Here is a 22,017-nt window from a genome sequence, read left to right on the forward strand (position 1 = left end):
TCCACGTCCACGGGGCCACGCTCCCGCCTCCGCGGGGGCCACGCTCCCGCCTCCGCGGGGGCGGGGCCGGGTGATCGCTCAGAGCGAACAGGGGTGGGGGAACATTCCCGCGCTCACATGCATTGAGTCGGCATAGCTCAACTTGACTGCCGAAGGGGAGATCATGGCTTCTGAGTCCAAGCCGTCCGTGCCGCTCACTCTGCCCGTGCTGCCGCTCGACGACGAGGTCGTGCTGCCCGGGATGGTCGTGCCGCTCGATCTGTCGGACAACGACGTGCGGGCCGCCGTCGAGGCGGCCCAGGCCGCGGCCCGCGGCGGGACCGGGAAGCCGCGGGTGCTCCTGGTGCCGCGGGTGGACGGGACGTACGCCGGGACCGGTGTGCTCGGGATCGTCGAGCAGGTGGGACGCCTCGCCGACGGGGATCCGGGCGCCCTGATCCGCGGCATCGGACGCGTGCGGATCGGGGCCGGGACGACCGGACCCGGAGCGGCGCTGTGGGTCGAGGGGACCGTGGTCGAGGAGACCGTCCCCGAACCGCTGCCCGGCTCCGTGGCCGAACTGGTCAAGGAGTACAAGGCGCTCGCCACCAGCTGGCTGAAGAAGCGCGGCGCCTGGCAGGTCGTCGACCGCGTCCAGCAGATCGACGGCGTCGGCGCGCTCGCCGACAACTCCGGGTACTCGCCCTTCCTCACCGTCGAGCAGAAGGTCGCCCTCCTGGAGACCGCCGACCCGGTCGCCCGCCTCAAGCTCGCCACCGCCCAGCTCCGCGAGCACCTCGCCGAGCAGGACGTGGCCGAGACCATCGCCAAGGACGTCCAGGAGGGCGTCGACAAGCAGCAGCGCGAGTTCCTCCTCCGCCGCCAGCTCGAAGCCGTCCGCAAGGAGCTGCGCGAGCTGAACGGCGAGAAGGACGGCGAGGAGTCGGACGACTACCGCGCCCGCGTGGAGGCCGCCGAGCTGCCCGAGTCCGTCCGCGAGGCCGCGCTCAAGGAGGTCGACAAGCTGGAGCGGTCCAGCGACCAGTCGCCCGAGGGCTCCTGGATCCGGACCTGGCTCGACACCGTCCTCGAACTGCCGTGGAACGAGCGGACCGAGGACCGGTACGACATCCAGGGCGCCAAGGCCGTCCTGGACGCCGAGCACGCCGGCCTGGAGGACGTGAAGGAGCGCATCACCGAGTACCTGGCCGTGCGCAAGCGGCGCTCCGAGCGCGGACTCGGCGTCGTCGGCGGACGGCGCGGCGGCGCGGTGCTCGCGCTCGTCGGCCCGCCCGGCGTCGGCAAGACCTCCCTCGGCGAGTCCGTCGCCCACGCGATGGGCCGGAAGTTCGTGCGCGTCGCCCTCGGCGGCGTCCGGGACGAGGCCGAGATCCGTGGCCACCGGCGGACGTACGTGGGCGCCCTGCCCGGCCGGATCGTCCGCGCGATCAAGGAGGCCGGGTCCATGAACCCGGTGGTGCTCCTCGACGAGATCGACAAGGTCGGCTCCGACTTCCGCGGCGACCCCGCCGCGGCCCTGCTCGAAGTCCTCGACCCGGCGCAGAACCACACCTTCCGCGACCACTACCTGGAGGTCGAACTCGACCTGAGCGACGTGGTCTTCCTGGCCACGGCCAACGTCCTGGAGGCCATTCCCGAGGCCCTGCTCGACCGCATGGAGCTGGTCCGTCTCGACGGCTACACCGAGGACGAGAAGGTCGTCATCGCCCGCGACCACCTGCTGCCCCGGCAGCTGGAGCGGGCCGGCCTGGGCGCCGACGAGGTGACCCTGGACGAGGCCGCGCTGCGGAAGCTGGCCGGCGAGTACACCCGGGAGGCCGGCGTCCGCACCCTGGAGCGGGCCGTCGCCCGGCTGCTCCGCAAGGTCGCGGCCCAGCACGAACTCGGCGACCGCGAGCTGCCGTTCACCATCACCCCCGAGGACCTGCGGGGCCTCATCGGACGCCCGCACCACGTGCCCGAGTCCGCCCAGGACCCGGCCGAGCGGCGTACCGCCGTCCCCGGCGTGGCCACCGGCCTCGCGGTCACCGGCGCCGGCGGCGACGTCCTCTTCGTCGAGGCGTCCCTCGCCGACCCGGAGACCGGCGCCGCGGGGCTGACCCTCACCGGCCAGCTGGGCGACGTGATGAAGGAGTCCGCGCAGATCGCGCTCTCCTTCCTCCGCTCGCACGGCGCGGAGCTGGAGCTGCCCGTGACCGGTCTGAAGGACCGGGGCGTGCACATCCACTTCCCGGCGGGCGCGGTCCCGAAGGACGGCCCGAGCGCGGGCATCACCATGACGACCGCGCTGGCCTCGCTGCTCAGCGGCCGTACCGTCCGCACCGACGTGGCCATGACCGGCGAGGTCTCCCTCACCGGCCGGGTCCTGCCCATCGGCGGCCTGAAGCAGAAGCTGCTCGCCGCGCACCGGGCCGGGATCACCACGGTGGTCATCCCGAAGCGGAACGAGGCCGACCTGGACGATGTCCCGGCCGAGGTCCTGGAGAAGCTGGAGGTCCACCCGGTGACCGACGTCCGCCAGGTCCTGGAGATCGCCCTGGCCCCGGCGGAGATCCCGGTCGCGGCCGCGGCCTGACCCGGCGGGGACGAGGACCCCGGTACGCGCGCGTACCGGGGTCCTCGCGCGCGGGAGGGGCTCTCACGCCGGGGTCGTCCGCCGCACCGCCTCGACGATCACCGAGGCCAGCGACGGGTCGCCGGCGTGGGCGGCCCGCTGGAGGTCCGCGCCGGTGCCGCGGGCGAGCAGCCGCTCCACCCCCGCCTCGGCGCGCTCCCTGTCGCCCGCGTCCTCCAGGGCGGGGCGCACGTGGTCCAGCAGGGTGAACAGCACCTCGCCGGCCGGGGCGGGCCGCCAGCTGCGCGGGTCGAGCAGCTCGCCGCCGAGCCCGTACCGGCTGGCCCGCCAGGCGGCGAGCCGCAGCACCACCGTCGAGACCGGGTCGGGGAGCCGCCCCCGCCGCCACTCCCGGGCCGCGGTCTCCACCAGGGCGCGGCTCAGCACGGCCAGCACGACGGTGTCCTCCACGTCCAGGCAGACGTCACCGACCCGGATCTCCACCGTCGGGTAGCGGCGGGAGAGCCGGGCGTCGAAGTAGACCATGTGGTCGTCGACGAGGACGTCGCTGGCGAGCATCTCGCTCGTGGTCCGCTCGTACGCCGCCACGTCGCCGTAGAGCTCGCTCGGGCCGGACATCGGCCAGCGCTGCCAGAGCTGGTGGCGCCAGCTCGCGTACCCGGTGTCCACGCCCTGGAAATAGGGGGAGTTGGCGCTGAGCGCGAGGAGCGGGGCGAGCCACGGCCGGATCCGGTCGAGCACGCCCACCCCCTCCTCCGCCGAGGCGAGGTGGACGTGGACGTGGCAGGCGCAGGCGAACTCCTCGTCGACCAGGTGCGCGTACCGGTCGTGGATCCGCCGGTAGCGGTCGTCCGGGGTGAGCAGCGGACCGAAGTCCACGGGGGCGGTCGCGAGCGCCGCGACCGCCACGCCGGCCTCCTCGGCGGCCGCGGAGGCGGCGAGCCGGGCCCGTCGCAGCTGGTCGGCGAGCTGGGACGTGGTGACGCAGGGGGCGGTTCCGATCTCCAGCTGCTCGGAGTACAACTCGGGCTTCGCCGGCTCCGGGCCCTCGGTCCGCGGCCCGGCGTCGGCGTGCCAGGCGGCGATCTCGGTGACGGTGCCGGCGAGGGGCTGCGGGAGCCCGGTCTCGGGATCGACCAGGAGGAGCTCCTCCTCCACCCCGAACGTGCGCGGTCCTTCCCCGCGGTGGTAGACCCACCGCTGCTGGTTCCGCATGGAGCGCTCTCCTTCACGGTCGGACGGTGGTGCGCTGACGGCCGTTCGAACGAGCTTTCTCCAAGGCTGTCCACGAACGTCCCGGCTTCCACCCGTCCCCGCACAGATGGCGCGAAATCGCCCCCCGGACGAGGTCCGGGGGGCGAGGTGGGCGGGAGGGGAGGGGCGGGTTTCCCTGGGGGCCGCCGGAGGGGTGGGCGGGGCCCCGCCCCGCGCTCTCCCCTCCCGCCGGCCTCCGGCTCCTAGGAGGCGGAGGAGTCGCGGCGCCGGCCCAGGAGCAGGCTGCCCGCGCCGAAGACGGCGAGTGCGCCCGCGCCGGCCAGGGCGAGCGGCAGCGGGGAGCCGGGGGCGGCGGCGGCCTCGGCGGAGAGCGCGGGCGGCTGCTCGTCGCCGCCGTGACCCGCGTGGCTCACGGTGGACAGCTCGGCACCGGCGGCCAGTTCGGCCTCGGTCGGCGCCTCGGCCTTGGCGGCCGCGGCCGCGGCGGGGGCGCCGAAGGTGACGTCCGAGCAGCTGTAGAACGCCTCGGGGCTGTCGTTGCGCTGCCAGACCATGTAGACGATGTGGCGGCCGGTCCGGGCCGGCAGGGTGCCGGTGAAGGAGTAGTAGCCGTCGGTCGCGGTGCGGGTGGTGTTGTACACGGCGGCCGGGGTGGCGTCGAGGTCGGACCACTTGAGCGGCTGCGTCGGGTCGAAGCCCGCCTTGGTGACGTACATCGTCATGGTGCCGGAGTGGGCGGCGGTGGCGCGGATCCGGAAGTCGAAGGCGCCGGCGGAGACGGCGGTGGCGGGCCAGTCGGTCCGCGCCCAGTCCAGGGACCGGTACTTCTCGCGGTTGGCCGAGCAGAGCTTGCCGTCGGGGATGAGGGCCTTGTGGTTGCCGTCGGCGTTGGCGATGTTGACCTCGTTCCAGTCGTACAGCGGCTGGGTGCCGGAGTCGGCGACGAGGTCCTTGCACACCTGCGAGTCGGGGCTCTCCGGACCCTCGGCGTAACAGGCGGCGACCCTGCTCACGGGGTTGAAGACGGCTCCGTGGGCGGCGGCGGTGGTGGGGGTGAGGCCGACGAGGGCCGCGGCGGCGGACAGGGCGGCGACGCCGGCGGCGGTACGGCGGGAGGACGACATGCGGGGGCTCTCTCTCGTGCGTGGGGGAGTACGGAACGAGCAACGCGCGCGGGGCACGCGGAAGTTGAATTCCGTGCGACCGGGGTAGAGACTCGCATTGGTCCATACCAATGAGCAAGGGGGTGGGCGGAAAAAGCCCCCGAGCACGCGGAACGGCGGTCCCGGGGAAGCCGCCGCATCCCTGGAACCGCCGTCGCGCCGGCCCGTCGCGCCGGCCCGTCGCGCCGGCCCGTCGTGCCGGCCGGCCCGTCGTGCCGGCCGGGTCGTCCTGTCGGCCGGATCGTCGTGCGTCCGGGCCGTCGTATCGTCCGGCCCGGGCGTGCCGTCCGGGCCGCCCGGGCCGTCGTGTCAGTCGGGCCGTCGTGTCAGCCGTTCGCGAGTGCCTGCACCCGCGAGAGGTCGCCGTTGAAGTGGTTGTGGTCGCCGACCGTCGGGCCGGACGAGGTGTACTGCCACATCGTGTAGTACGGCCAGCCGGCGGGGAGTTCGCCGACCTCGGAGGCGTACCGCGCGATCCACAGCGGGTTGGTCGAGGCGAAGCCGGAGTAGTTGCCGGTGCACTGCTTCCACCAGCTGGTCGCCGTGTAGATGACGGCGTCGCGGCCGGTGCGGGCCTTGTACCGGTTGAGGAAGTCGCGGATCCAGGTGACCATCCCGGACTGGGTCTTGCCGTAGCAGGTGGCGCCGTACGGGTTCCACTCGATGTCGAGGACGCCGGGGAGCGTCCTGCCGTCCTTGGACCAGCCGCCGCCGTTGTTGACGAAGTAGTCGGCCTGGGCGGTGCCGGTGGTCGTGTCCGGGGTGGCGAAGTGGTACGTGCCGCGGATCATGCCGACGTTGTACGAGCCGTTGTACTGCTGCGTGAAGGAGGTGTTCTTGTAGTACGTGCCTTCCGTCGCCTTGACGTAGGCCCACTTGACGCCGCTGTTCCAGAGCGTGGACCAGGCGACGTTGCCCTGGTGGCTGGAGACGTCGACGCCCTCCGTCCAGGTGGCGAGGGCCGAGACGCCGCCGGAGGGGGCCGCGCCCCTGCCGTCGTGCTTCACGACGCCCATGCCCATGTGGGCGGTGCCGCGCGCGGGGGCGGCGGCGCGGTCGCCCGGGTCGGCGGCGGCGCCGGCCTGGCCGGCCAGGGGAAGGACGAGGGCGGTGGCCGCGAGGCCGGCGAGCAGGGTGGTGGGGACGGATCTGCGCACACGCATGGCGTGACTCCCGAGGGGGCGGTGGGGGTGGTGTGGACATGTCAGTCACGTGCTCGACGGCGACTCTACGCACGTAGACAGGCACGGTGGAAGAGGGCCCGGGTTCCGCCGTTGGTCTACTCCTGCGAAATACTGAAGGAGCTGCGGCGATGCCCGCCGGGGCGGGAAACTTTCAGCCGACGAAACACGTGTGGGAGGTGCGACGTGCGCGCAGGCGGTACGGCCGGTGAAGACGGTGCCACGCCGGGGGAGAGCCCCGCCGCACCCCAGGGCGCCGACGTCGTCCCGCCCGGCGCCGTCCACCCCGCCGCACCCCCGGAGGCCCCCGCCGTCGCCACCGCCGCCGGCCCCGGTCCGGCCTCCACGGAGCGGGAGTTCCTCGCGCTGGAGCGGGAGCTCGCGGTGTTCCTGCGGCGGGCCCGGGCCCAGTCCGGGGAGATGGCCCGCGAGGTCCATCCGGAGCTGGAGTCCTCCGCGTACGGCCTCTTCGTCCGGCTCGACGACGCCGGGGCCCAGCGCGCCACCGAGCTCTCCGCCTACTTCGGCGTCGGCAAGGCCACCATGAGCCGCCAGCTGCGCGCCCTCGAACAACTCGGTCTGGTCGCCCGCGACCCCGACCCCGCCGACGGGCGCGCCTCCCTGGTCCGGCTCACCGACGAGGGCCGCGACCGCTTCCGGCACGTCCGTGACGCCCGGCGCGAGCGGTACGTCCGCAAGCTCGCCGACTGGGACCGCGCCGAGGTCGCCGAACTGGCCCGGCTGCTCCACCACTTCAACCAGCGCTCCGAGGGCTGAGCCCCCGCGGGGGCGGGCCGGGTCAGAAGGCCACGTACACGCCGGTCGCGTCGTCGTGGATCTTCCAGCGCCGCGCCCCTCCCGCCGCCGCGTCGACCGTCTCCAGCTCCCGCACCCGCCGGAGCAGCCCCGCCGGCCCCTCCTTCGCCAGGACCTCGGCGCACCCGGTCCAGTCGCCCGCGCCGAACAGCTCCACCCAGCGGCTCGCCCCGTCCGTGAGCGCCGCCAGCGCCCGGACCTCCGCCGCCGGGGTCGTCCCGGTCACCGCCCGCTCCGCCGCCGACGGGTCCGCCGCCGCCGTGAAGAAACCGCCCTCCCTGTTCCGCAGCCGGTCCGTCGCCTCGTGCGAGCGGAGCACCTCGCGCGGGAGCCGGTCCAGCCGGTCGTCCCGCACCGCCCGGACCGACCCGTCCGGCGCCTGGATCAGCAGCACCGAGTCGGAGAGGACGAGGTGTTCGACCCGGTCGGCGTCCCACCGCGCGAGGACCACGGTCGCCTGAGGCGTACGCACGTGAGAAAGGTCACAGGTGTCCGCGTGGAGCTCGGCGGTGCGCCGGATTGCCAGGGACAGGATCTCGGACAGCGTCAGATCGCGCCGGGAAGCGGACAGTTCGGTCAAAGCGCCGCCGAGCCGCGCGGTGAACCACGGCACCGCGTGCACACAACCGACATCACCCGCGGGAGGGGTGACCCCGTCCAGGAGGACGAGCGCCCCTCCGTCGCCCGAGGCGGGCAGAGCTGCGGCGGCCCAGTCCTCGTTGGGGCGTTCGGGGCTGCCGGGAAGGGTGGCGACTTCGCTGCGCATGATGTCCAGTGTGCCCGGCTCGCGCGGTGTCTTCACAACACCTGCAAAGGGCCGAAAATGGCCTGTACCAACCGGCGGTGGCCGCTCCTGAGGGCGGAATCGCCAGCTCCGGCGAGCTGCGGGCGGGCATCCTGCCAAAGCCCGCCCCGAAGATCCAGCCGGGGCCCGGTCGAGGCCCCCGGCGGCGGCCGCCGGAAGTTGTTCGCCAACTCAGGAGTGTTGTTCACTCGTTCGGGTGGCGGAGCGGCCGATGCCCGTCCCCTGCCGAGATAGCGCTGGAATGGTCGGAAGCCGTACCAGGGGTGGGGGCGGAACCTCGTGACCGGCCGTCACCTCTGCTGTGTGGGCGGACGAGTCAAGAATGCGAGCACCGGTGCAGAAGAAGCGGCCTCGGAGCATGAACGGCGCGCGGAGCCAGACCCCCGGTGAGCCGCCGACCCCCGGCACCCCGCCGAGCACGGGAAGCCCGCTCCCGACCGGAACCGGCACCGGATCCGGAGCCGTCAACGGGGCCGGCACGGGCGCACCCGCGCCGACCCCCGGCGGCCGCTCCAAGCGCGTACGGACCCGCCTCGTCGTCGGTGTCGCCCTCGTCGGCGTCATCGTCCTGGGCGCCGGCGCCCCCGCCGTCCTCACCGCCTCCACCGAACTCAACGAGTCCCGGCGCCTGGTCACCCTCGCCGAGCTCGACCGGCAGGCCGTCACGCTCGCGCACTCCCTCGCCGACGAGCGCGACGAGGTCGTCGCCTTCGTCGCCGCCGGCCGCGACGAGCAGACCGGCCCCAGGAAGAACCGGCGGACCGTCACCCCCGCCAAGTCGGCCCGCGTCGACCGCCAGATCGACGAGATCCGGTCCGCCGCCCCCGACGCGCTCCGCCGCGAACTGGCCGGCGTCGCCTCCGTCCGCCGCGCCGCCGTCACCGGCAAGGGCACGGCCCTGGAGGCCCACAAGGCGTACACCGACGTCATCGCCAAGCTCCAGGACCTCGCCGACGAGCTCGCCGAGCGGACCCCGCCGCGCGCCGCCGACCCCGCCCTCACCGGCGCCGGGCGCGCCCCCGCCGACCTCGGCCGCGCCGTCGAGCAGGCGTCCGCCGCCCGCGGCCTCCTGCTCGCCGCGCTCGCCGTCCCGCAGCCCGAGCCCAGCGGCGACCTCCACTACGACGCCACCACCGGCACCTACGTCGCCGACGAGCCCGAGGGCAAGGAGGAGGCCGAGCGCGCCCGCGACCTGCTGAGCGCCGCCGCCCAGCAGGCCCGCGTCCGCGAACTCGCCGCCCTCGGCGACTTCGACCGGTCCGCGGGACCCGCCGCCCGCGACTCCCTCGCCGGGACCGTCGCGGGACCCGAGGTCAAGACCGCGGAACAGGCCCTCGGCCGGCTCACCGACCAGCCCACCCTCTCCGAGGCCGAGACCCGCACCTCCCCGTCCGGCCTGGAGTCCGCGCTCTCCGCCCGCATCGAGCAGATGCGCGGCGTCGAGTCCACCCTCGCCGCCAAGCGGGTCGAGCGGCTCACCGCCCTGCGCGACGAGGACGTCACCGCCCTCGAACTGCGCCTCGCCTTCCTCGGCGGCTGCCTGCTGCTCGCCGTCGGCGTCTCCACCTACGTCGCCCGCAGCCTCACCCGGCCGCTCGCCGTGCTCCGCCTCGGCGCCGCCCGGCTCGCCGCCGCGCCGGACCCGGCCGCCGAGGAAGCCGTCCGCTTCACCGGCCGCAACGACGAGTTCGCCCAGGTCGTCCGCTCCCTCAACACCCTCCACGGGCAGCTCTCCGCGCTCGCCGCGCACACCGGCCGGCTCACCGGCGAGCGGACCGGCCTCGTCACCGCCCGGGAGACCGCGGAGGCCGAGCTCGCCGCCCAGCGCGCCGAGCTCCAGGGCCGGATCGCCGTGCTCACCGCCGACCTCGAACGGCTCCGGAGCACCGTCCACCACACCTTCGTCAACCTCTCGCTGCGCAGCCTCGGTCTCGTCGACCGCCAGCTCGCCGTCATCGAGAAGCTGGAGGAGCGCGAGCAGGACCCGGACCGCCTCGCCACCCTCTTCAAGCTCGACCACATGGCGACCGTCATGCGCCGCCACAGCGAGAACCTGCTGGTCCTCGCCGGCCACGAGCACGTCCACGGCCACACCGGCCCCGTCCCGCTGGTCGACGTGCTGCGCGCCGCCGTCAGCGAGATCGAGCGGTACGAGCGGGTCACCATCCAGTCGCTGCCCCCGCACGCCCAGCTCGCCGGCTTCGCCGCCGACGACCTCAGCCACCTCGTCGCCGAACTCCTGGAGAACGCCACCTCGTTCTCGCCGCCGGACGCCGAGGTCCAGCTCTCCGGCTGGCTCCTGGAGACCGGCGAGATCATGCTCTCCGTCCAGGACTCCGGCATAGGGATCCCCGAGCACCGGCGCGCCGACCTCAACGCCCGCCTCGCCGCCGCCGACCCGGAGGCGTTCGAGGGCGAGGGGCTCGGCATGCGCGTCGTCGCCCTGCTCGCCGCCCGCCACGGCGTCGGCGTCGAGCTGCGCGAGCAGAAGCCGGGCGGCACGGCCGCCGTCGTGGTGCTGCCGCTCCCGCTGCTGCCGACCGCGCCCCCGGTCGCCGTGCCCGAGCCGGTACGGGCCGCGGGCACCGGCACCGTACCCGTGCTCCACCTCCCCGGCTCGGAGGCCGAGGCCAACTCCAACGCCCTCCCGTCCCGCAGCCGCGACCCGCTCGTGGAAGCGGCGGAGCGCGCCTTCGAGGCGGCGGCCGAGGAGACCGGGCGGACGCCCGGACCGGTCGTGGCCGAGGCCGGACCGCCGGCGACGGAGAGCGTGTTCGAGCAGTCGTACGGCTCCGAGCCCGCCGCCCACGCCGAGCCGGAACCGCCCCTCGTACCGCACGCCGAGCCCGTCCCGTACGCCGGGCCGGAGCCGGCCGCCGTGCCGCGGCCCGAGCCCGCCGCGTACGCCGAGCCCGTCCCGTACACCGAGCCGGAACTCCCGGTCGAGCCCGCGGCCCACGCCGAGCCCGTCCACGAGTCCGTCTCCGAGACCACGCTCCAGGTGCGGCTTCCGGACCCGCCGCCCGAGCCGGACAGCCACGAGCGCGCCGCCGAGCCCCCGATCGCGGTCGTGCCGGAGCAGGCCGGTCCCGCCGACGAGGCGCAGGTCCCCGGGCCGCGCCCCGCGCAGTGGGAGCGCGTGACCGACAAGGGGCTGCCCAAGCGGACCCCCCAGGTGGTCCGCGCCCCCGCCGCGCCCGCCGCCGGCCGCCGGGGCTCCGTCGACGCCGAGGCACTCCGCCGCCGGCTCGGCGGCTTCCACCAGGGCGCCGTGGCCGGGCGCAGGGACGTCGAGGCGGAGATAGCCGCCGAGAGCACCACACGCACAGAGGAGATGACGGGGGACACAGTCGAGGAGGCACGCAGTTGACCGCCACGGGAACGAGCACGACGAGCACGACCAGCACGTCCGCAGCCACCGGCGCCACCGGGATGTACGGACAGAGCACGGAGGCCCGCAACCTGCAATGGCTGCTGGGCAACCTCGTGGAGGAGGTGCCGGGCGTCCGCTCGGTCGCCGTCGTCTCCTCCGACGGGCTCCTGCTGCTCTCCTCCGACCCCGACGAGCGGCCCGGCCAGGCCGTCGACGGGGCCGCCCGCCCCCGGGGCCCGCGCGGCTCCAGCGCCGACCTGGCCACCATCGTCTCCGGCATCGGCAGCCTCACCGTCGGCGCCGCGCGGCTCATGGACGGCGGCGGCGTGAAGCAGACCATGGTCGCCATGGAGGAGGGCAGCGTCTTCGTCATGTCGATCAGCGACGGCTCGCTGCTCGGCGTGCACGCCACTCCCGACTGCGACATGAGCGTCGTCGCCTACCACATGGCGCTCTTCGTGGGCCGCGCGGGACACGTCCTCACCCCCGAAGTCCGCAGCGAACTGCGCAAGTCGATGGAGAGCTACCGGTGACCTCGCTGACCGCCGCCGCCCACCGGCTGCCCGTCCGGGGCGAGGGGCGGCGCCCCGCGCGCGTACGCCCGTACTCGCTGACCGGCGGCCGCACCCGGTTCGGGCACGTGCTGCTCGTCGAGACCTTCGTGGCCGCCCTGGAGGCGCCGATCGCCCGCAAGGTCCTCACGGACGGCGGCTCCGGCGCCCGCGGGCTGATGCCCGAGATGCGCGCCATCGTCGAGATCTGCCGCCGGATGCGGACCGTGGCGGAGATCTCGGCCCTCCTCAAGATGCCGTTGGGTGTCGTCCGGGTGCTGCTCAGCGACCTGGCCGACCAGGGAAAGATCCGTGTGTACGGGACCGGTCACGGCACCGGCCAGCCCGACCGCGCGCTCCTCGAAAGGGTGCTGAGTGGACTCCGTCGTCTCTGACGCCACCGCCGTCGACACCGTCGACACCCCCGCCGCCTCTCCGGCGGAGACCGTCCCCACCGCCGCGATCCCCGCCCAGCCCGGGCCCTCCACCGGGGAACCCGACCCCGAGGACGGCGCCCGGGACTGGCAGCTGGACCACTCCCGCGCCCCGATCGCGACGAAGATCGTGGTCGCGGGCGGCTTCGGCGTCGGCAAGACCACCTTCGTCCGCGCGGTCTCCGAGATCACCCCGCTCCAGACCGAGGCGCTGATGACCCGGGCGAGCGAGGAGACCGACGACCTCACCGCCACCCCGGACAAGCTCACCACCACCGTGGCGATGGACTTCGGCCGGATCACGCTCGACAACGACCTGGTCCTGTACGTCTTCGGCACCCCCGGCCAGCAGCGCTTCTGGTTCATGTGGGACGACCTCGTGCGCGGCGCGATCGGCGCGATCGTCCTCGCCGACACCCGCCGGCTCACCGACTGCTTCCCGGCGCTCGACTACTTCGAGAGCTGCGGGCTGCCGTACGTCGTCGCCGTCAACCACTTCGAGGGCACCGAGAGGTTCGCTCCGGAGGACGTCAGGGAGGCCCTGACGATCACCCCCGAGGTCCCTGTGGTGATCATGGACGCGCGGAAACGCTACAGCGTCGTCGAGACGCTGCTCGCGATGGTCGAGCACGCGCTCTCGGCCACGCCCGAGTAGCCGCGCACCACCAGCCGCCCCCCCCGCACCACCTTCGTCTTCGCCAGGAGCCCCGCCCATGCGGAAGATACTCATAGTCGGCGCCGGACAGTCCGGTCTCCAGCTCGCCCTCGGCCTCCAGTCCCAGGGGTACGAGGTCACCCTCATGTCGAACCGGACCGCGGACGAGATCCGCTCCGGCCGCGTCATGTCCACGCAGTGCATGTTCCACACCGCGCTCCAGCACGAGCGCGACCTCGGCCTGAACTTCTGGGAGTCCCAGGCCCCGAGGATCGAGGGCCTCGGCGTCTCCGTCGCCGGCCCCGAGGCGGCCCGCCTCATCGACTGGGTCGGCCGGCTCGACGGCCACGCCCAGTCCGTCGACCAGCGCGTGAAGATGGCCGGCTGGCTGGAGACCTTCTCCCAGCGCGGCGGTCAGCTCGTCATCCACGGCGCCGCCGTCGGCGACCTCGACTTCTTCGCCCGCCGCTACGACCTCGTCCTCGTCGCCGCCGGCAAGGGCGAGCTGGTCTCCATGTTCGGCCGCGACGCGGAGCGCTCCCCGTACGCCGAGCCGCAGCGCGCGCTCGCCGTCGCGTACGTGCACGGGCTCGGTCCGCGCCCCGAGCACCCCGACTTCGACGCGGTCCGCTGCAACATCGTGCCCGGCGTCGGCGAGCTCTTCGTCATGCCGACCCTCACCACCGGCGGCCGCGCCGACATCCTCTTCTGGGAGGGCGTCCCCGGCGGACCCGTCGACGCCTTCCGGGGCGTCAAGGACCCCTCCGAGCACCTGGCGCTGACGCTGGAGCTCATGGAGAAGTTCCTGCCGTGGGAGTACGCGCGCGCCACCAAGGTCGAACTGACCGACGCCGGCGGCACCCTCGCCGGCCGGTACGCGCCGACCGTCCGCAACCCGATCGGCCGGCTCCCCGGCGGCGGTCTGGTCCTCGGCGTCGCCGACGTCGTGGTCGCCAACGACCCGATCACCGGCCAGGGCTCCAACTCGGCGTCCAAGTGCGCCGCCGCCTACCTCTCCGCCATCGTCGAGCACGGTGACAAGCCCTTCGACGAGGCGTGGATGCGGTCCGCCTTCGACCGCTACTGGAAGATCGCCGAGCCGGTCACCAAGTGGACCAACGCCATGCTGGCGCCGCCGCCGGAGCACGTCCTGAACCTGCTCGGCGCGGCCGGACAGCTCCAGCCGGTCGCCGACCGCTTCGCCAACGGCTTCGACGACCCGGCCGACTTCGAGGAGTTCTTCTTCGACCCCGGGAAGGCCACCGCCTACCTGGCCTCGGTCGCCGGCGCCTGACCGCCCCCGTCGTACCCCTCGTCCGAACCCTCCCGGGCCCCCTCCGGGAGGTCCGGCGGTGCGTACGACTCCAGGGCCGTGCCCCCAGGGTCCGGCCGTACGGCCCCGAGCAGCGGGTTCGCCGCCAGCGGGGAGACCTTCACCCGGCCGCCCGGCCGCGGGGCCTGCACGACCAGGCCCTCGCCGAGGTAGAGGGCCACGTGCGTGGCCCCGGGGAAGTACACCACCAGGTCCCCGGGGCGCAGCTCGCCCAGCGTCACCCGGGGCAGCTCCGCCCACTGCTCCTGGCTGGTGCGCGGGATCGGGCGGCCGGCCGCCGCCCACGCCCGCTGGGTGAGGCCCGAGCAGTCGTAGGAGTCGGGGCCCTCCGCGCCCCACACGTACGGCTTCCCCAGCTGGCCGACGGCGAAGCGCAGCGCCTCCGCGCCCGCCCGGGAGGGGGTGAGGGCGAGGTCGAGGACGCCGGAGCCGAGGAGTTCGCGCTGGGCGCCGGCGGTCTGCGTCCGCTCCAGCTCGGTGACGCGCGCCAGCTGCTCGGGGGAGAGCGAGGCGAGCAGCCCCTCGACCTCGGCGAGCTTCTTCCGTACGTCGTCCCGCCGGGCCCGCTGCCGCGCGGCGAGCTTCCGCTGCCGGTCGAGGACGGTGCGGGAGGCGGCGGCCAGCGCGGCGGCGCGGCGTTCGGTGGCCCGGAGCCGGGGGACGGCGGAGGCGCGGTCGCGGGCCGTGCGGTCCATCAGATGCCGGGCGTCGAGGGCCGACTGGGGGTCCTGGGCGAAGAGCAGCCGCAGCGGTGAGGAGTATCCGGTCCGGCCCTGGTACTGCTCCCGGGCGAGCCGTCCCGCCTCGGCGCGTCCGTCCGCCAGGGAGGCGCGGGCGGACTCCAGGTCGGCGGTGACCCGCCGGGTGTCGGCGTTCTGGAGCCGCAGCGCCTCCTCGGCGGCGTTGAACCGCTCGGTGGCCTCCTCCGCCTCCCGGTAGAGGGTGCGGAGCCGGTGGAGCAGCGTCGCGACGGAGTCCCCGCCGGAGGGAGCGAGCGCGGCGGCGTCGTCGTCCGGGGCCGGGGCCGGGGCCGGGTCCGCGGCCTGGGGGTCCACCGGGTCCGGGTCCGACGCGTCCGGGGGCCCGGTGTCCGCCGGAGCGGTGCCGGTGTCCGCGGGCGCCGGCTCGGCGGGCACGGTGTCCGGGTCCACCGGCCCCACCGGCTCCGCCGCCGGGTCGGCCCAGGCGATGGGAGCGGAGCCGGCGGGTGGGTCCGCCGGGGGGCCGGGGGGCGCGGGCACGGCCGCCGCCGGGCCGGTCAGGGCCGTCAGCGCGGCCAGTGCTCCCGTACAGACCGTGCGCAGCAGCCTTCGCGACACGTCACCACCTCCAGAGCGGGCTCCGGAGGCATCATGGCGCGCGGATTCATCCGATTACCGTACGAAATGGGGCGCGCCTTTCCGGCTCACCCGTTCGGCTCCCCGTCGGGCCGGGGGCCCGGCTTGGACCACGGCCACTTCAGCTCGCGCCGCTCGCGGCCCTCGGGGGCGTACGCGTAGACCCAGCCGCGCTGGAGCCCGAGCCGCCTGGTGTGGCCCGCGGGCTCGCGCCGGTACGTGTACAGCATGGGCGGCCGGCCGTCGTGGGCCGGCACCGGCACCTCGTACCACTTCGGCGGGTGCCCGGTCGCGCCGAGCAGGATGGGCAGCACCCGCCCGTCGAGCGGGCCGCCGCGGAAGGGGGTGTTCTCGCTTCTCACCCCACCAGTCTCTCCCGGACGTCCGCGGCGCGGGAGGTCACAGCAGGTGCGCCGCCTCCCCGGCGAGCGGTACCAGGCGGCGGGCGAGTCCGGCGACCGGCCCCTCGGCGGTCTCCTGGGCGAGCAGCCGCCGTACGACCTCCGCGGTCCCCGGGTCGCTCGCGGAGCTCGCGGCCAGCAGGGCGACGAGGTGGTCGACCAGCCAGTCGCGCAGCTCGCCGGCGGCCGGCCGCTTGCCCTCGTCGAGCCAGATGAGGGAGGCCGCCTCGACGGCCGCGATCCAGGTGCGGACCAGCATCCCGAGCCGCCCGCCCGGCCGCTCCGCGCCCAGGTGGCGGAAGATCTGCTCGGCCGCGGCCCGCCGCACCTCGTCCACGATCGCCGAGGTGGTGGAGGTCTCGACCACGCTCCCGCCGCGCAGCAGCGCGCTGAAACCGGCGTCGTGGCCGTCCACGAAGGCCAGGTAGCGGTCGAGGACCCGGCCGAGGCGCTCGGTGGGCGGGCCGTCCTCCGGCTCGGCGAAGCAGCGGTTCAGGGCGTCGGCGGAGGAGCGCAGGGCGGCCTCGTACAGCTGCTGCTTGCCGCCCGGGAAGTAGCGGTAGACCAGCGGCCGGGAGACCCCGGCCGCCTCGGCGACGTCGTCGAGCGACACGTCCTCGGGAGCCCGGTGCGCGAAGAGCCCCAGGGCGGCCTCCAGCAGCTGGCCGCGCCGCTGCTCGACACTGAGCCGGCGGTACGCGGGGGAGGCGGCGCTCGTCATGCCCGCAGCGTAACCCCGGTACCTCCGGCTCCGGACCCCCGTCCGGAACCGGCCGTCACGCTCAGGCCAGCAGCCCGGACGAGCGCCACAGGCGGCGGCCCGGGCCGCGGAGGACGCCGATGTCGTCGAGGAAGTCGGTCAGGCGCTTGGCGCCGGCCTGCATGACCTCCCGCCGGTGGCCGCTCGCCCTGACCTGGGCCACCGCCTGCCGGCGGTCCAGGCCCACCGCGTCGTACACGGCGGGGTTGACGAAGCAGGTGGAGAAGACGCGGGCGGCCTCGCCGCAGCTGATCCGGGTGAACTCCCGCTCCCAGCGCGGCGCCGTCACCATCTGGCGGCGCAGCTCCTCGCGGGCGTACCGCACGTGCCGGGCCTCCTCCACCACGTGGATCCGGGTCACCCCGCGCACCAGCGGCTGGACCCGCTCGTCCGGGAAGGTCAGCCGCTGCATCCAGTCCAGGATCTCCTCGCCGAGGAGGGTGGCGGCGAAGGAGCCGGGGGTGGTGGAGACGGTCTTCAGGACACGGGCGAGGTTGTGGTAGACCCGGGGCACCGGGTACTCGCCGGTCGCGCCCTTGCGGATCAGCCGGGCGAACATCATGGAGTGCCGGCACTCGTCCGCGATCTCGGTCAGCGCGTACCGCACGTGATGGCTGGTCAGCGACTTGTCGTAGATGTGCCGGACGAGCAGCTGCATCAGGATGATCTCGAACCAGATGCCCAGCGAGGCGAGCGAGGCGGCCTCGTGGCGGGAGAGGTCGATCCGCTGCTCCTCGGACATCCGGCGCCACATCGGCGTGCCGTAGAGCGAGACCAGCTCCGGCGGCCAGTACCACCGTCCGTCCTCGAAGGGCGCGTCCCAGTCGAGTTCGGCGTCGGGGTCGTGGGAGTGCTTGCGGGAGGACTCCAGGAGCCGTTCGGCGAGCCGTTCACGGTCGCGGAGCGGTCCCAGCGCGTCCCGCAGCAGGGTGAAGTCGGGCTCGGTGAAGGGGCTCATGGCGGGGGACACCTCGCTGGCGTCGAAAGGGAGTTACCGTCGGTCACTCGCTATCAGACTGCCCGTCAGCAAGTGCGTCAATCCTTCCTGCGCGACTTGTTGACGCTTCGTCCAGCAACGTGTGAGCCTGCTGACGGCGGCGGGAACGCCGGATGCCGGAAGGAGTGGTCGATGTCGACGCACCAGCTCTACGTGAGTCCCCCGTCCGGACCCGGCCGGGAGATCCCGGCCACCGGCGAGGCCCGTTTCTCCTGGGAGTACGACATGGCCGACGCCGGCCGTGACCGGCTCCTCGCCCTCTACCAGAAGGGCAAGGACAAGCAGTGGGACGGCGCCCGCCGCATCGACTGGGAGCTGGAGGTCGACCCGTACGACCCGCTCGGCACCCCCGACGAGGCGCTCGCCCTGTACGGCACCCGCCACTGGGCCAAGCTCACCGAGAAGGACAAGGGCGAGCTGCGCCGCCACTACGCCTCCTGGAACTTCAGCCAGTTCCTCCACGGCGAGCAGGGCGCCATGGTCTGCGCCGCCCGGATCGTCGAGTCCGCGCCCGACCTCGACGCCAAGTTCTACTCCGCCACCCAGACCATGGACGAGGCCCGGCACGCCGAGATCTACGGCCGCTTCCTCCACGAGAAGATCGGGATGCTCTACCCGATCAACGACCACCTCCAGAGCCTCCTCGACGACACCCTCCGCGACTCCCGCTGGGACATGCCCTACCTCGGCATGCAGGTGCTCATCGAGGGCCTGGCCCTCGCCGCCTTCGGCATGATCCGCGACACCACCGACAAGCCGCTGCCGAAGCAGATCCTCGCCTACGTCATGCAGGACGAGGCCCGGCACGTGGCCTTCGGCCGGATGGCGCTGCGCGACCACTACCAGCAGCTCACCGACGCCGAACTGCGCGAACGCGAGGAGTTCGTCATCGAGGGCTGCCACCTGATGCGCGACCGGCTGCGCGGCGTCGAGGTCCTGGAGAACTTCGGCATCCCGCGCAAGGAGGCGGAGGAGTTCAGCGAGCAGAGCGAGTTCCTGCACCTCTTCCGGAAGCTGCTGTTCAGCCGGATAGTCCCCTGCGTCAAGGACATCGGCCTCTGGGGCGAACGCCTCCAGAAGGCATACCTCGACATGGGCGTCTTCGACCTCGGCGACTCCAACCTCGACCTGCTCATGACCCAGGACGAGGAGATCGCGGAGCGGCTGGACGCGGAACGCTTCGCGGCGGAGGAGCGGGAGCGGGTCGCCGAGGTGGAACAGGCGATCGCGGACGGCTCCGCCGGATAACGGCGGCTCGTCGGCGACGGCGCGGGCGGCGGCGGCCCCGGCCCGGGCCGCCCGCCGGCCCGGGACCGCACCCTGCGGACCGCCCGGGTGCCGCGCCCGGGTGCCGCGCGTCCGGCGACGGCTCACCGTCCCGGACGCGCCGTCGCCGTCGCCGTCGCCTTCTCCGCCTCCGCCGCCGGACGACCGCCGGGCGGTCCGACGGGCCGGGGCGCCTTCGCCTTCGCCTTCGGGGGCCGCTCGCCACGCGGTCCCGGCGCGCCCCGGGACTCCGCGTCGAGGCGCAGCGCCTCCCGCATCACGTCCCGCGCGATCGGCGCCGCGCTGCCGCCCCCGCTGATGTCCGTGCGCGACGCCTCCGCGTCCTCCACGACCACCGCCACCGCCACCGCCGGCCGCGCCGAGTCCTCCGCCTGCGCCCAGGCGATGAACCAGGCGTACGGGGTCCCCGTGTTGCCGAGGCCGTGCTGCGCGGTGCCCGTCTTGCCGCCGACCCGCGCCCCGGGGATCGCCGCGTTCGTGCCTGTCCCCTCCTCCACCGCCTTCAGCATCAGCCGCTGGAGCTGGAGGGCGGTCGACGGGTTCATCGCCTGCCGGTAGCTGCGGCGCGGTGTGCGGTCCACGGTCGTGCCGCCGTCGGTCGTCGTCCGGTCCACCAGGTACGGCTGCGCGACCTCCCCGGTGTTGGCGACCGCCGCCGCCACCATCGCCATCTGGAGCGGGGTCGCCGTGGTGTTGAACTGCCCGATCGACGACAGGGCCAGCTGGTCCGGGCTCATGTCGCGGTCGAAGTTGGACCTCGCCACCCAGGACGGCACCCTCAGGGTCGTGTCGTCGAAGCCGAACCGTTCCGCCGCCTCGACCATCCCCTCCAGCCCGACGTCCACGCCGAGTCCGGCCATCACCGTGTTGCAGGACCACTGGAGGGCGTACGCGAGCGAGGCGTCCTCGCAGCCCCGGGCCTCGTTGGGCAGCACCTGCCGGGTCCCGGGCAGCACGAACGGGTCCGGCGTGTCCGTCGGCGCGTCCACGTCCCGCACCACGCCCGCGTCCAGCGCCGCCGCCGCCGTCACGATCTTGAACGTGGAGCCGGGCGGATAGGTCTGGCGCAGCGCCCGGTTCAGCATCGGCTGGTTCGGCGAGGCGGTCAGCCGGGTCCAGGCGTCCTTCACGTCCGCGCCGGTGCCGGAGAGCACGCCGGGCTCGTACGAGGGGGAGGAGACCAGTGCCAGGATGCGGCCGCTCGACGGTTCGAGCGCGACGACCGCGCCGCGCTTGCCGTCGAGGCCCCGGTAGGCGGCCTCCTGCATCGGGGCGCGGATCGTCGTCACCACGTCGCCGCCGGGGGAGCGGCCGCGGGTCAGGTCGTTCCACAGCGGCAGCGGCGCCAGCATCGGGTCGGCGCCGGAGAGGAGCGCGTCCTCCGCGTGCTCGACCATCGTGGTGCCGTAGGTCTGGGAGGCGTAGCCGGTGACCGGCGCGTACAGCGGGCCCCGGCGGTAGGTCCGCTCCCAGCGCAGCTGCTGGCCGCTGTCGCGGGAGCCGGTCACCGGCTTCCCGTCCACGACGATCTCGCCGCGCGGCTCGGACCAGCGGGCGATGGCGGTCCGCCGGTTGGCCGGGTTCGCGTCCAGTTCGCCGGCCTCGACCAGCATCACCCGGGCCGCGTTCACCAGCAGCGCGACGAACAGGATCAGGCAGAGCGCGGCGGCGCGCCGGATGTACCGGATCAACGGCCCGCCTCCACCCGCGCCAGTTCGCCCGTGTCCGCGGACTCCGGCTGCGGAGCCCGCGCCGAGTCGCTGACCCGCACGAGGAGCGCGACGATCACCCAGTTGGTCACCACCGACGAACCGCCCTGCGCCAGGAACGGCATCGCCATGCCGGTCAGCGGGATCAGCCCCATCACCCCGCCCGCGATCACGAAGACCTGGAGCGCCACGACCGACGCGAGCCCGACCGCGAGCAGCCGCCCGAAGGGGTCCCGCAGCGCGAGCCCGGCCCGGTAGCCGCGCGCCACGAAGAGCGCGTACAGCAGGAAGAGCGCGGTGAGTCCGACGAGCCCCAGCTCCTCGCCGGCCGTCGCCAGGATGAAGTCCGACTTGGCGGCGAAGCCGATGAGGACCGACTGCCCGAGCCCCAGGCCGGCGCCGAGCATCCCGCCGGCCGCGAAGGCGAAGAGCGACTGGGCGAGCTGCCCGGGCCCGTCGCCGGCCCGGATGGAGGCGTACGGATCGAGCCAGTCCTCCACCCGGCTGTGCACGTGCGGCTCCACGGACCCGATGAGGAAGGCCCCGGCGGCGGCGAGCAGCAGCCCGATCGCGATCCAGCCGGTGCGGCCGGTCGCCACGTACAGCATGATCACGAAGAGGCCGAAGAAGAGCAGCGAGGTGCCGAGGTCCCGCTCCAGGACCAGGACGCCGACGCTCAGCAGCCAGATCGCCACGATCGGCCCCAGCACCCGCCAGGTCGGGAACTGGAACCGCCAGATCCGGCGGCCGGCGTACGCGAGCGCGCTGAGGTTGGCGGAGAGGTACGCGGCGAAGAAGACCGCGAGCAGGATCTTCGCGAACTCGCCCGGCTGGAAGGAGAGCCCGCCGATCCGGATCCAGATCCGGGCCCCGTTCACCGCCGGGAAGAAGATCGGCAGGATCATCAGGGCGAGCGCGGCGGCGACGGAGACGTACGCGTACCCCTGGAGGGCGCGGTGGTCGCGCAGCAGCACCACGACCACGATGAAGAGCGCGACCCCGAGCGTGGACCACACCAGCTGGGGGGTGGCCGCCTGGTCGCGGGGGGTCTCCAGGTCCAGCCGGTAGATCAGCACCAGACCGAGCCCGTTGAGCAGCAGGGCGATCGGCAGCAGGAGCGGATCGGCGTACGGGGCCCGGAACCGCACGGCGAGGTGCGCGAGCAGCGCGAGGAGGCCGAGCCCCGCGCCGTACCGGGCGGCGTCCGGCGGCACGGCGCCGTCGTGCGCGAGGCCCACCTCGGCGTATCCGCAGACGGAGATGAGGACGGCGCCGACGAGCAGCACCAGCTCCACCCCGCGCCGCTTCGGGACCCGGACACCGGGCGGCGGCGCGTCCGGGGGCGCGTCCGTGGTCCGAGGTGCGGTCATGCTCGGCAACGTAGCAAGCCGTATGCCGTATGTCCCTTTTGTGTGACGGTGTGCC

18 protein-coding genes are annotated in these 22,017 nt (G+C 74.2%); 8 read left to right on the top strand and 10 right to left on the bottom strand.

Annotated features, from left to right (window positions below; genetic code table 11):
• Window positions 1-163 precede the first annotated feature (163 nt).
• Window positions 164-2,575 (top strand): endopeptidase La, encoded by a 2,412-nt coding sequence (gene lon / locus ACFVU3_RS00795; protein ID WP_390062483.1) that lies wholly within the window; start codon window positions 164-166, stop codon window positions 2,573-2,575.
• Between the two features lie 63 nt (window positions 2,576-2,638).
• Here the strand turns inward: lon and ACFVU3_RS00800 are convergent, their stop codons facing one another.
• The 3 genes from ACFVU3_RS00800 to ACFVU3_RS00810 all read right to left on the bottom strand — a co-directional run bounded on the left by ACFVU3_RS00800 (window position 2,639) and on the right by ACFVU3_RS00810 (window position 6,116).
• On the bottom strand, window positions 2,639-3,790 hold the full coding sequence (locus tag ACFVU3_RS00800) for a glutamate--cysteine ligase (RefSeq protein ID WP_390062484.1): 1,152 nt from the start codon (window positions 3,788-3,790) through the stop codon (window positions 2,639-2,641).
• Window positions 3,791-4,032: 242 nt separating this feature from the next.
• Window positions 4,033-4,914, bottom strand: coding sequence for a lytic polysaccharide monooxygenase (locus ACFVU3_RS00805; RefSeq protein ID WP_390062485.1), 882 nt, complete (start codon window positions 4,912-4,914; stop codon window positions 4,033-4,035).
• A 365-nt stretch (window positions 4,915-5,279) separates the two neighbouring features.
• The gene (locus ACFVU3_RS00810) at window positions 5,280-6,116 is read right to left on the bottom strand and encodes a lysozyme (protein ID WP_390062486.1); all 837 of its coding nucleotides are present in this window, start codon (window positions 6,114-6,116) and stop codon (window positions 5,280-5,282) included.
• Between the two features lie 204 nt (window positions 6,117-6,320).
• On the opposite strand from ACFVU3_RS00810, the gene ACFVU3_RS00815 reads away from it, so the two are divergent.
• Entirely contained in the window at window positions 6,321-6,911 is a 591-nt protein-coding gene (locus ACFVU3_RS00815) for a MarR family winged helix-turn-helix transcriptional regulator (protein ID WP_390062487.1), read from the top strand.
• Between the two features lie 22 nt (window positions 6,912-6,933).
• Here the strand turns inward: ACFVU3_RS00815 and ACFVU3_RS00820 are convergent, their stop codons facing one another.
• Window positions 6,934-7,716 carry a hypothetical protein gene (locus tag ACFVU3_RS00820; protein WP_390062489.1) on the bottom strand — a complete coding sequence of 261 codons (783 nt, stop codon included), beginning with the start codon at window positions 7,714-7,716 and terminating at the stop codon, window positions 6,934-6,936.
• A 361-nt stretch (window positions 7,717-8,077) separates the two neighbouring features.
• Between ACFVU3_RS00820 and ACFVU3_RS00825 the strand changes: the two genes are divergently transcribed.
• The 5 genes from ACFVU3_RS00825 to ACFVU3_RS00845 all read left to right on the top strand — a co-directional run bounded on the left by ACFVU3_RS00825 (window position 8,078) and on the right by ACFVU3_RS00845 (window position 14,062).
• On the top strand, window positions 8,078-11,125 hold the full coding sequence (locus ACFVU3_RS00825) for a nitrate- and nitrite sensing domain-containing protein (protein ID WP_390062491.1): 3,048 nt from the start codon (window positions 8,078-8,080) through the stop codon (window positions 11,123-11,125).
• 62 nt (window positions 11,126-11,187) lie between these two features.
• Window positions 11,188-11,661: a roadblock/LC7 domain-containing protein gene (locus ACFVU3_RS00830; RefSeq protein ID WP_390062995.1), complete on the top strand. Its 474-nt coding sequence runs from the start codon at window positions 11,188-11,190 to the stop codon at window positions 11,659-11,661.
• Window positions 11,662-11,666: 5 nt separating this feature from the next.
• On the top strand, window positions 11,667-12,074 hold the full coding sequence (locus ACFVU3_RS00835; RefSeq protein WP_390062996.1) for a DUF742 domain-containing protein: 408 nt from the start codon (window positions 11,667-11,669) through the stop codon (window positions 12,072-12,074).
• Window positions 12,075-12,141: 67 nt separating this feature from the next.
• The gene (locus tag ACFVU3_RS00840; RefSeq protein ID WP_390062998.1) at window positions 12,142-12,768 is read left to right on the top strand and encodes an ATP/GTP-binding protein; all 627 of its coding nucleotides are present in this window, start codon (window positions 12,142-12,144) and stop codon (window positions 12,766-12,768) included.
• Between the two features lie 58 nt (window positions 12,769-12,826).
• On the top strand, window positions 12,827-14,062 hold the full coding sequence (locus ACFVU3_RS00845) for a styrene monooxygenase/indole monooxygenase family protein (RefSeq protein WP_390062492.1): 1,236 nt from the start codon (window positions 12,827-12,829) through the stop codon (window positions 14,060-14,062).
• On the opposite strand, the gene ACFVU3_RS00850 is transcribed toward ACFVU3_RS00845, so the two are convergent.
• From ACFVU3_RS00850 to ACFVU3_RS00865, 4 genes are all read right to left on the bottom strand, one after another.
• Entirely contained in the window at window positions 14,035-15,420 is a 1,386-nt protein-coding gene (locus ACFVU3_RS00850) for a C40 family peptidase (protein WP_390062493.1), read from the bottom strand. The genes ACFVU3_RS00845 and ACFVU3_RS00850 overlap by 28 nt on opposite strands.
• An 86-nt stretch (window positions 15,421-15,506) precedes the next feature.
• Window positions 15,507-15,800 carry a hypothetical protein gene (locus ACFVU3_RS00855; protein ID WP_390062495.1) on the bottom strand — a complete coding sequence of 98 codons (294 nt, stop codon included), beginning with the start codon at window positions 15,798-15,800 and terminating at the stop codon, window positions 15,507-15,509.
• Window positions 15,801-15,837: 37 nt separating this feature from the next.
• Window positions 15,838-16,560, bottom strand: coding sequence for a TetR/AcrR family transcriptional regulator (locus ACFVU3_RS00860; protein WP_390062497.1), 723 nt, complete (start codon window positions 16,558-16,560; stop codon window positions 15,838-15,840).
• A gap of 61 nt (window positions 16,561-16,621) precedes the next feature.
• Entirely contained in the window at window positions 16,622-17,557 is a 936-nt protein-coding gene (locus tag ACFVU3_RS00865) for a diiron oxygenase (RefSeq protein WP_390062498.1), read from the bottom strand.
• A 171-nt stretch (window positions 17,558-17,728) separates the two neighbouring features.
• Between ACFVU3_RS00865 and ACFVU3_RS00870 the strand changes: the two genes are divergently transcribed.
• Complete coding sequence (locus tag ACFVU3_RS00870; protein WP_390062500.1) at window positions 17,729-18,844, top strand: ferritin-like domain-containing protein; 1,116 nt, start codon at window positions 17,729-17,731, stop codon at window positions 18,842-18,844.
• Between the two features lie 122 nt (window positions 18,845-18,966).
• Here the strand turns inward: ACFVU3_RS00870 and ACFVU3_RS00875 are convergent, their stop codons facing one another.
• Window positions 18,967-20,574 (bottom strand): penicillin-binding transpeptidase domain-containing protein, encoded by a 1,608-nt coding sequence (locus ACFVU3_RS00875; protein ID WP_390062501.1) that lies wholly within the window; start codon window positions 20,572-20,574, stop codon window positions 18,967-18,969.
• On the bottom strand, window positions 20,571-21,962 hold the full coding sequence (locus ACFVU3_RS00880; RefSeq protein WP_390062503.1) for an FtsW/RodA/SpoVE family cell cycle protein: 1,392 nt from the start codon (window positions 21,960-21,962) through the stop codon (window positions 20,571-20,573). The genes ACFVU3_RS00875 and ACFVU3_RS00880 overlap by 4 nt, the downstream gene beginning before the upstream one ends.
• Window positions 21,963-22,017 lie beyond the last annotated feature (55 nt).

It is taken from the genome of Streptomyces sp. NPDC058052, from assembly GCF_042885515.1.
Taxonomy (GTDB): domain Bacteria; phylum Actinomycetota; class Actinomycetes; order Streptomycetales; family Streptomycetaceae; genus Streptomyces.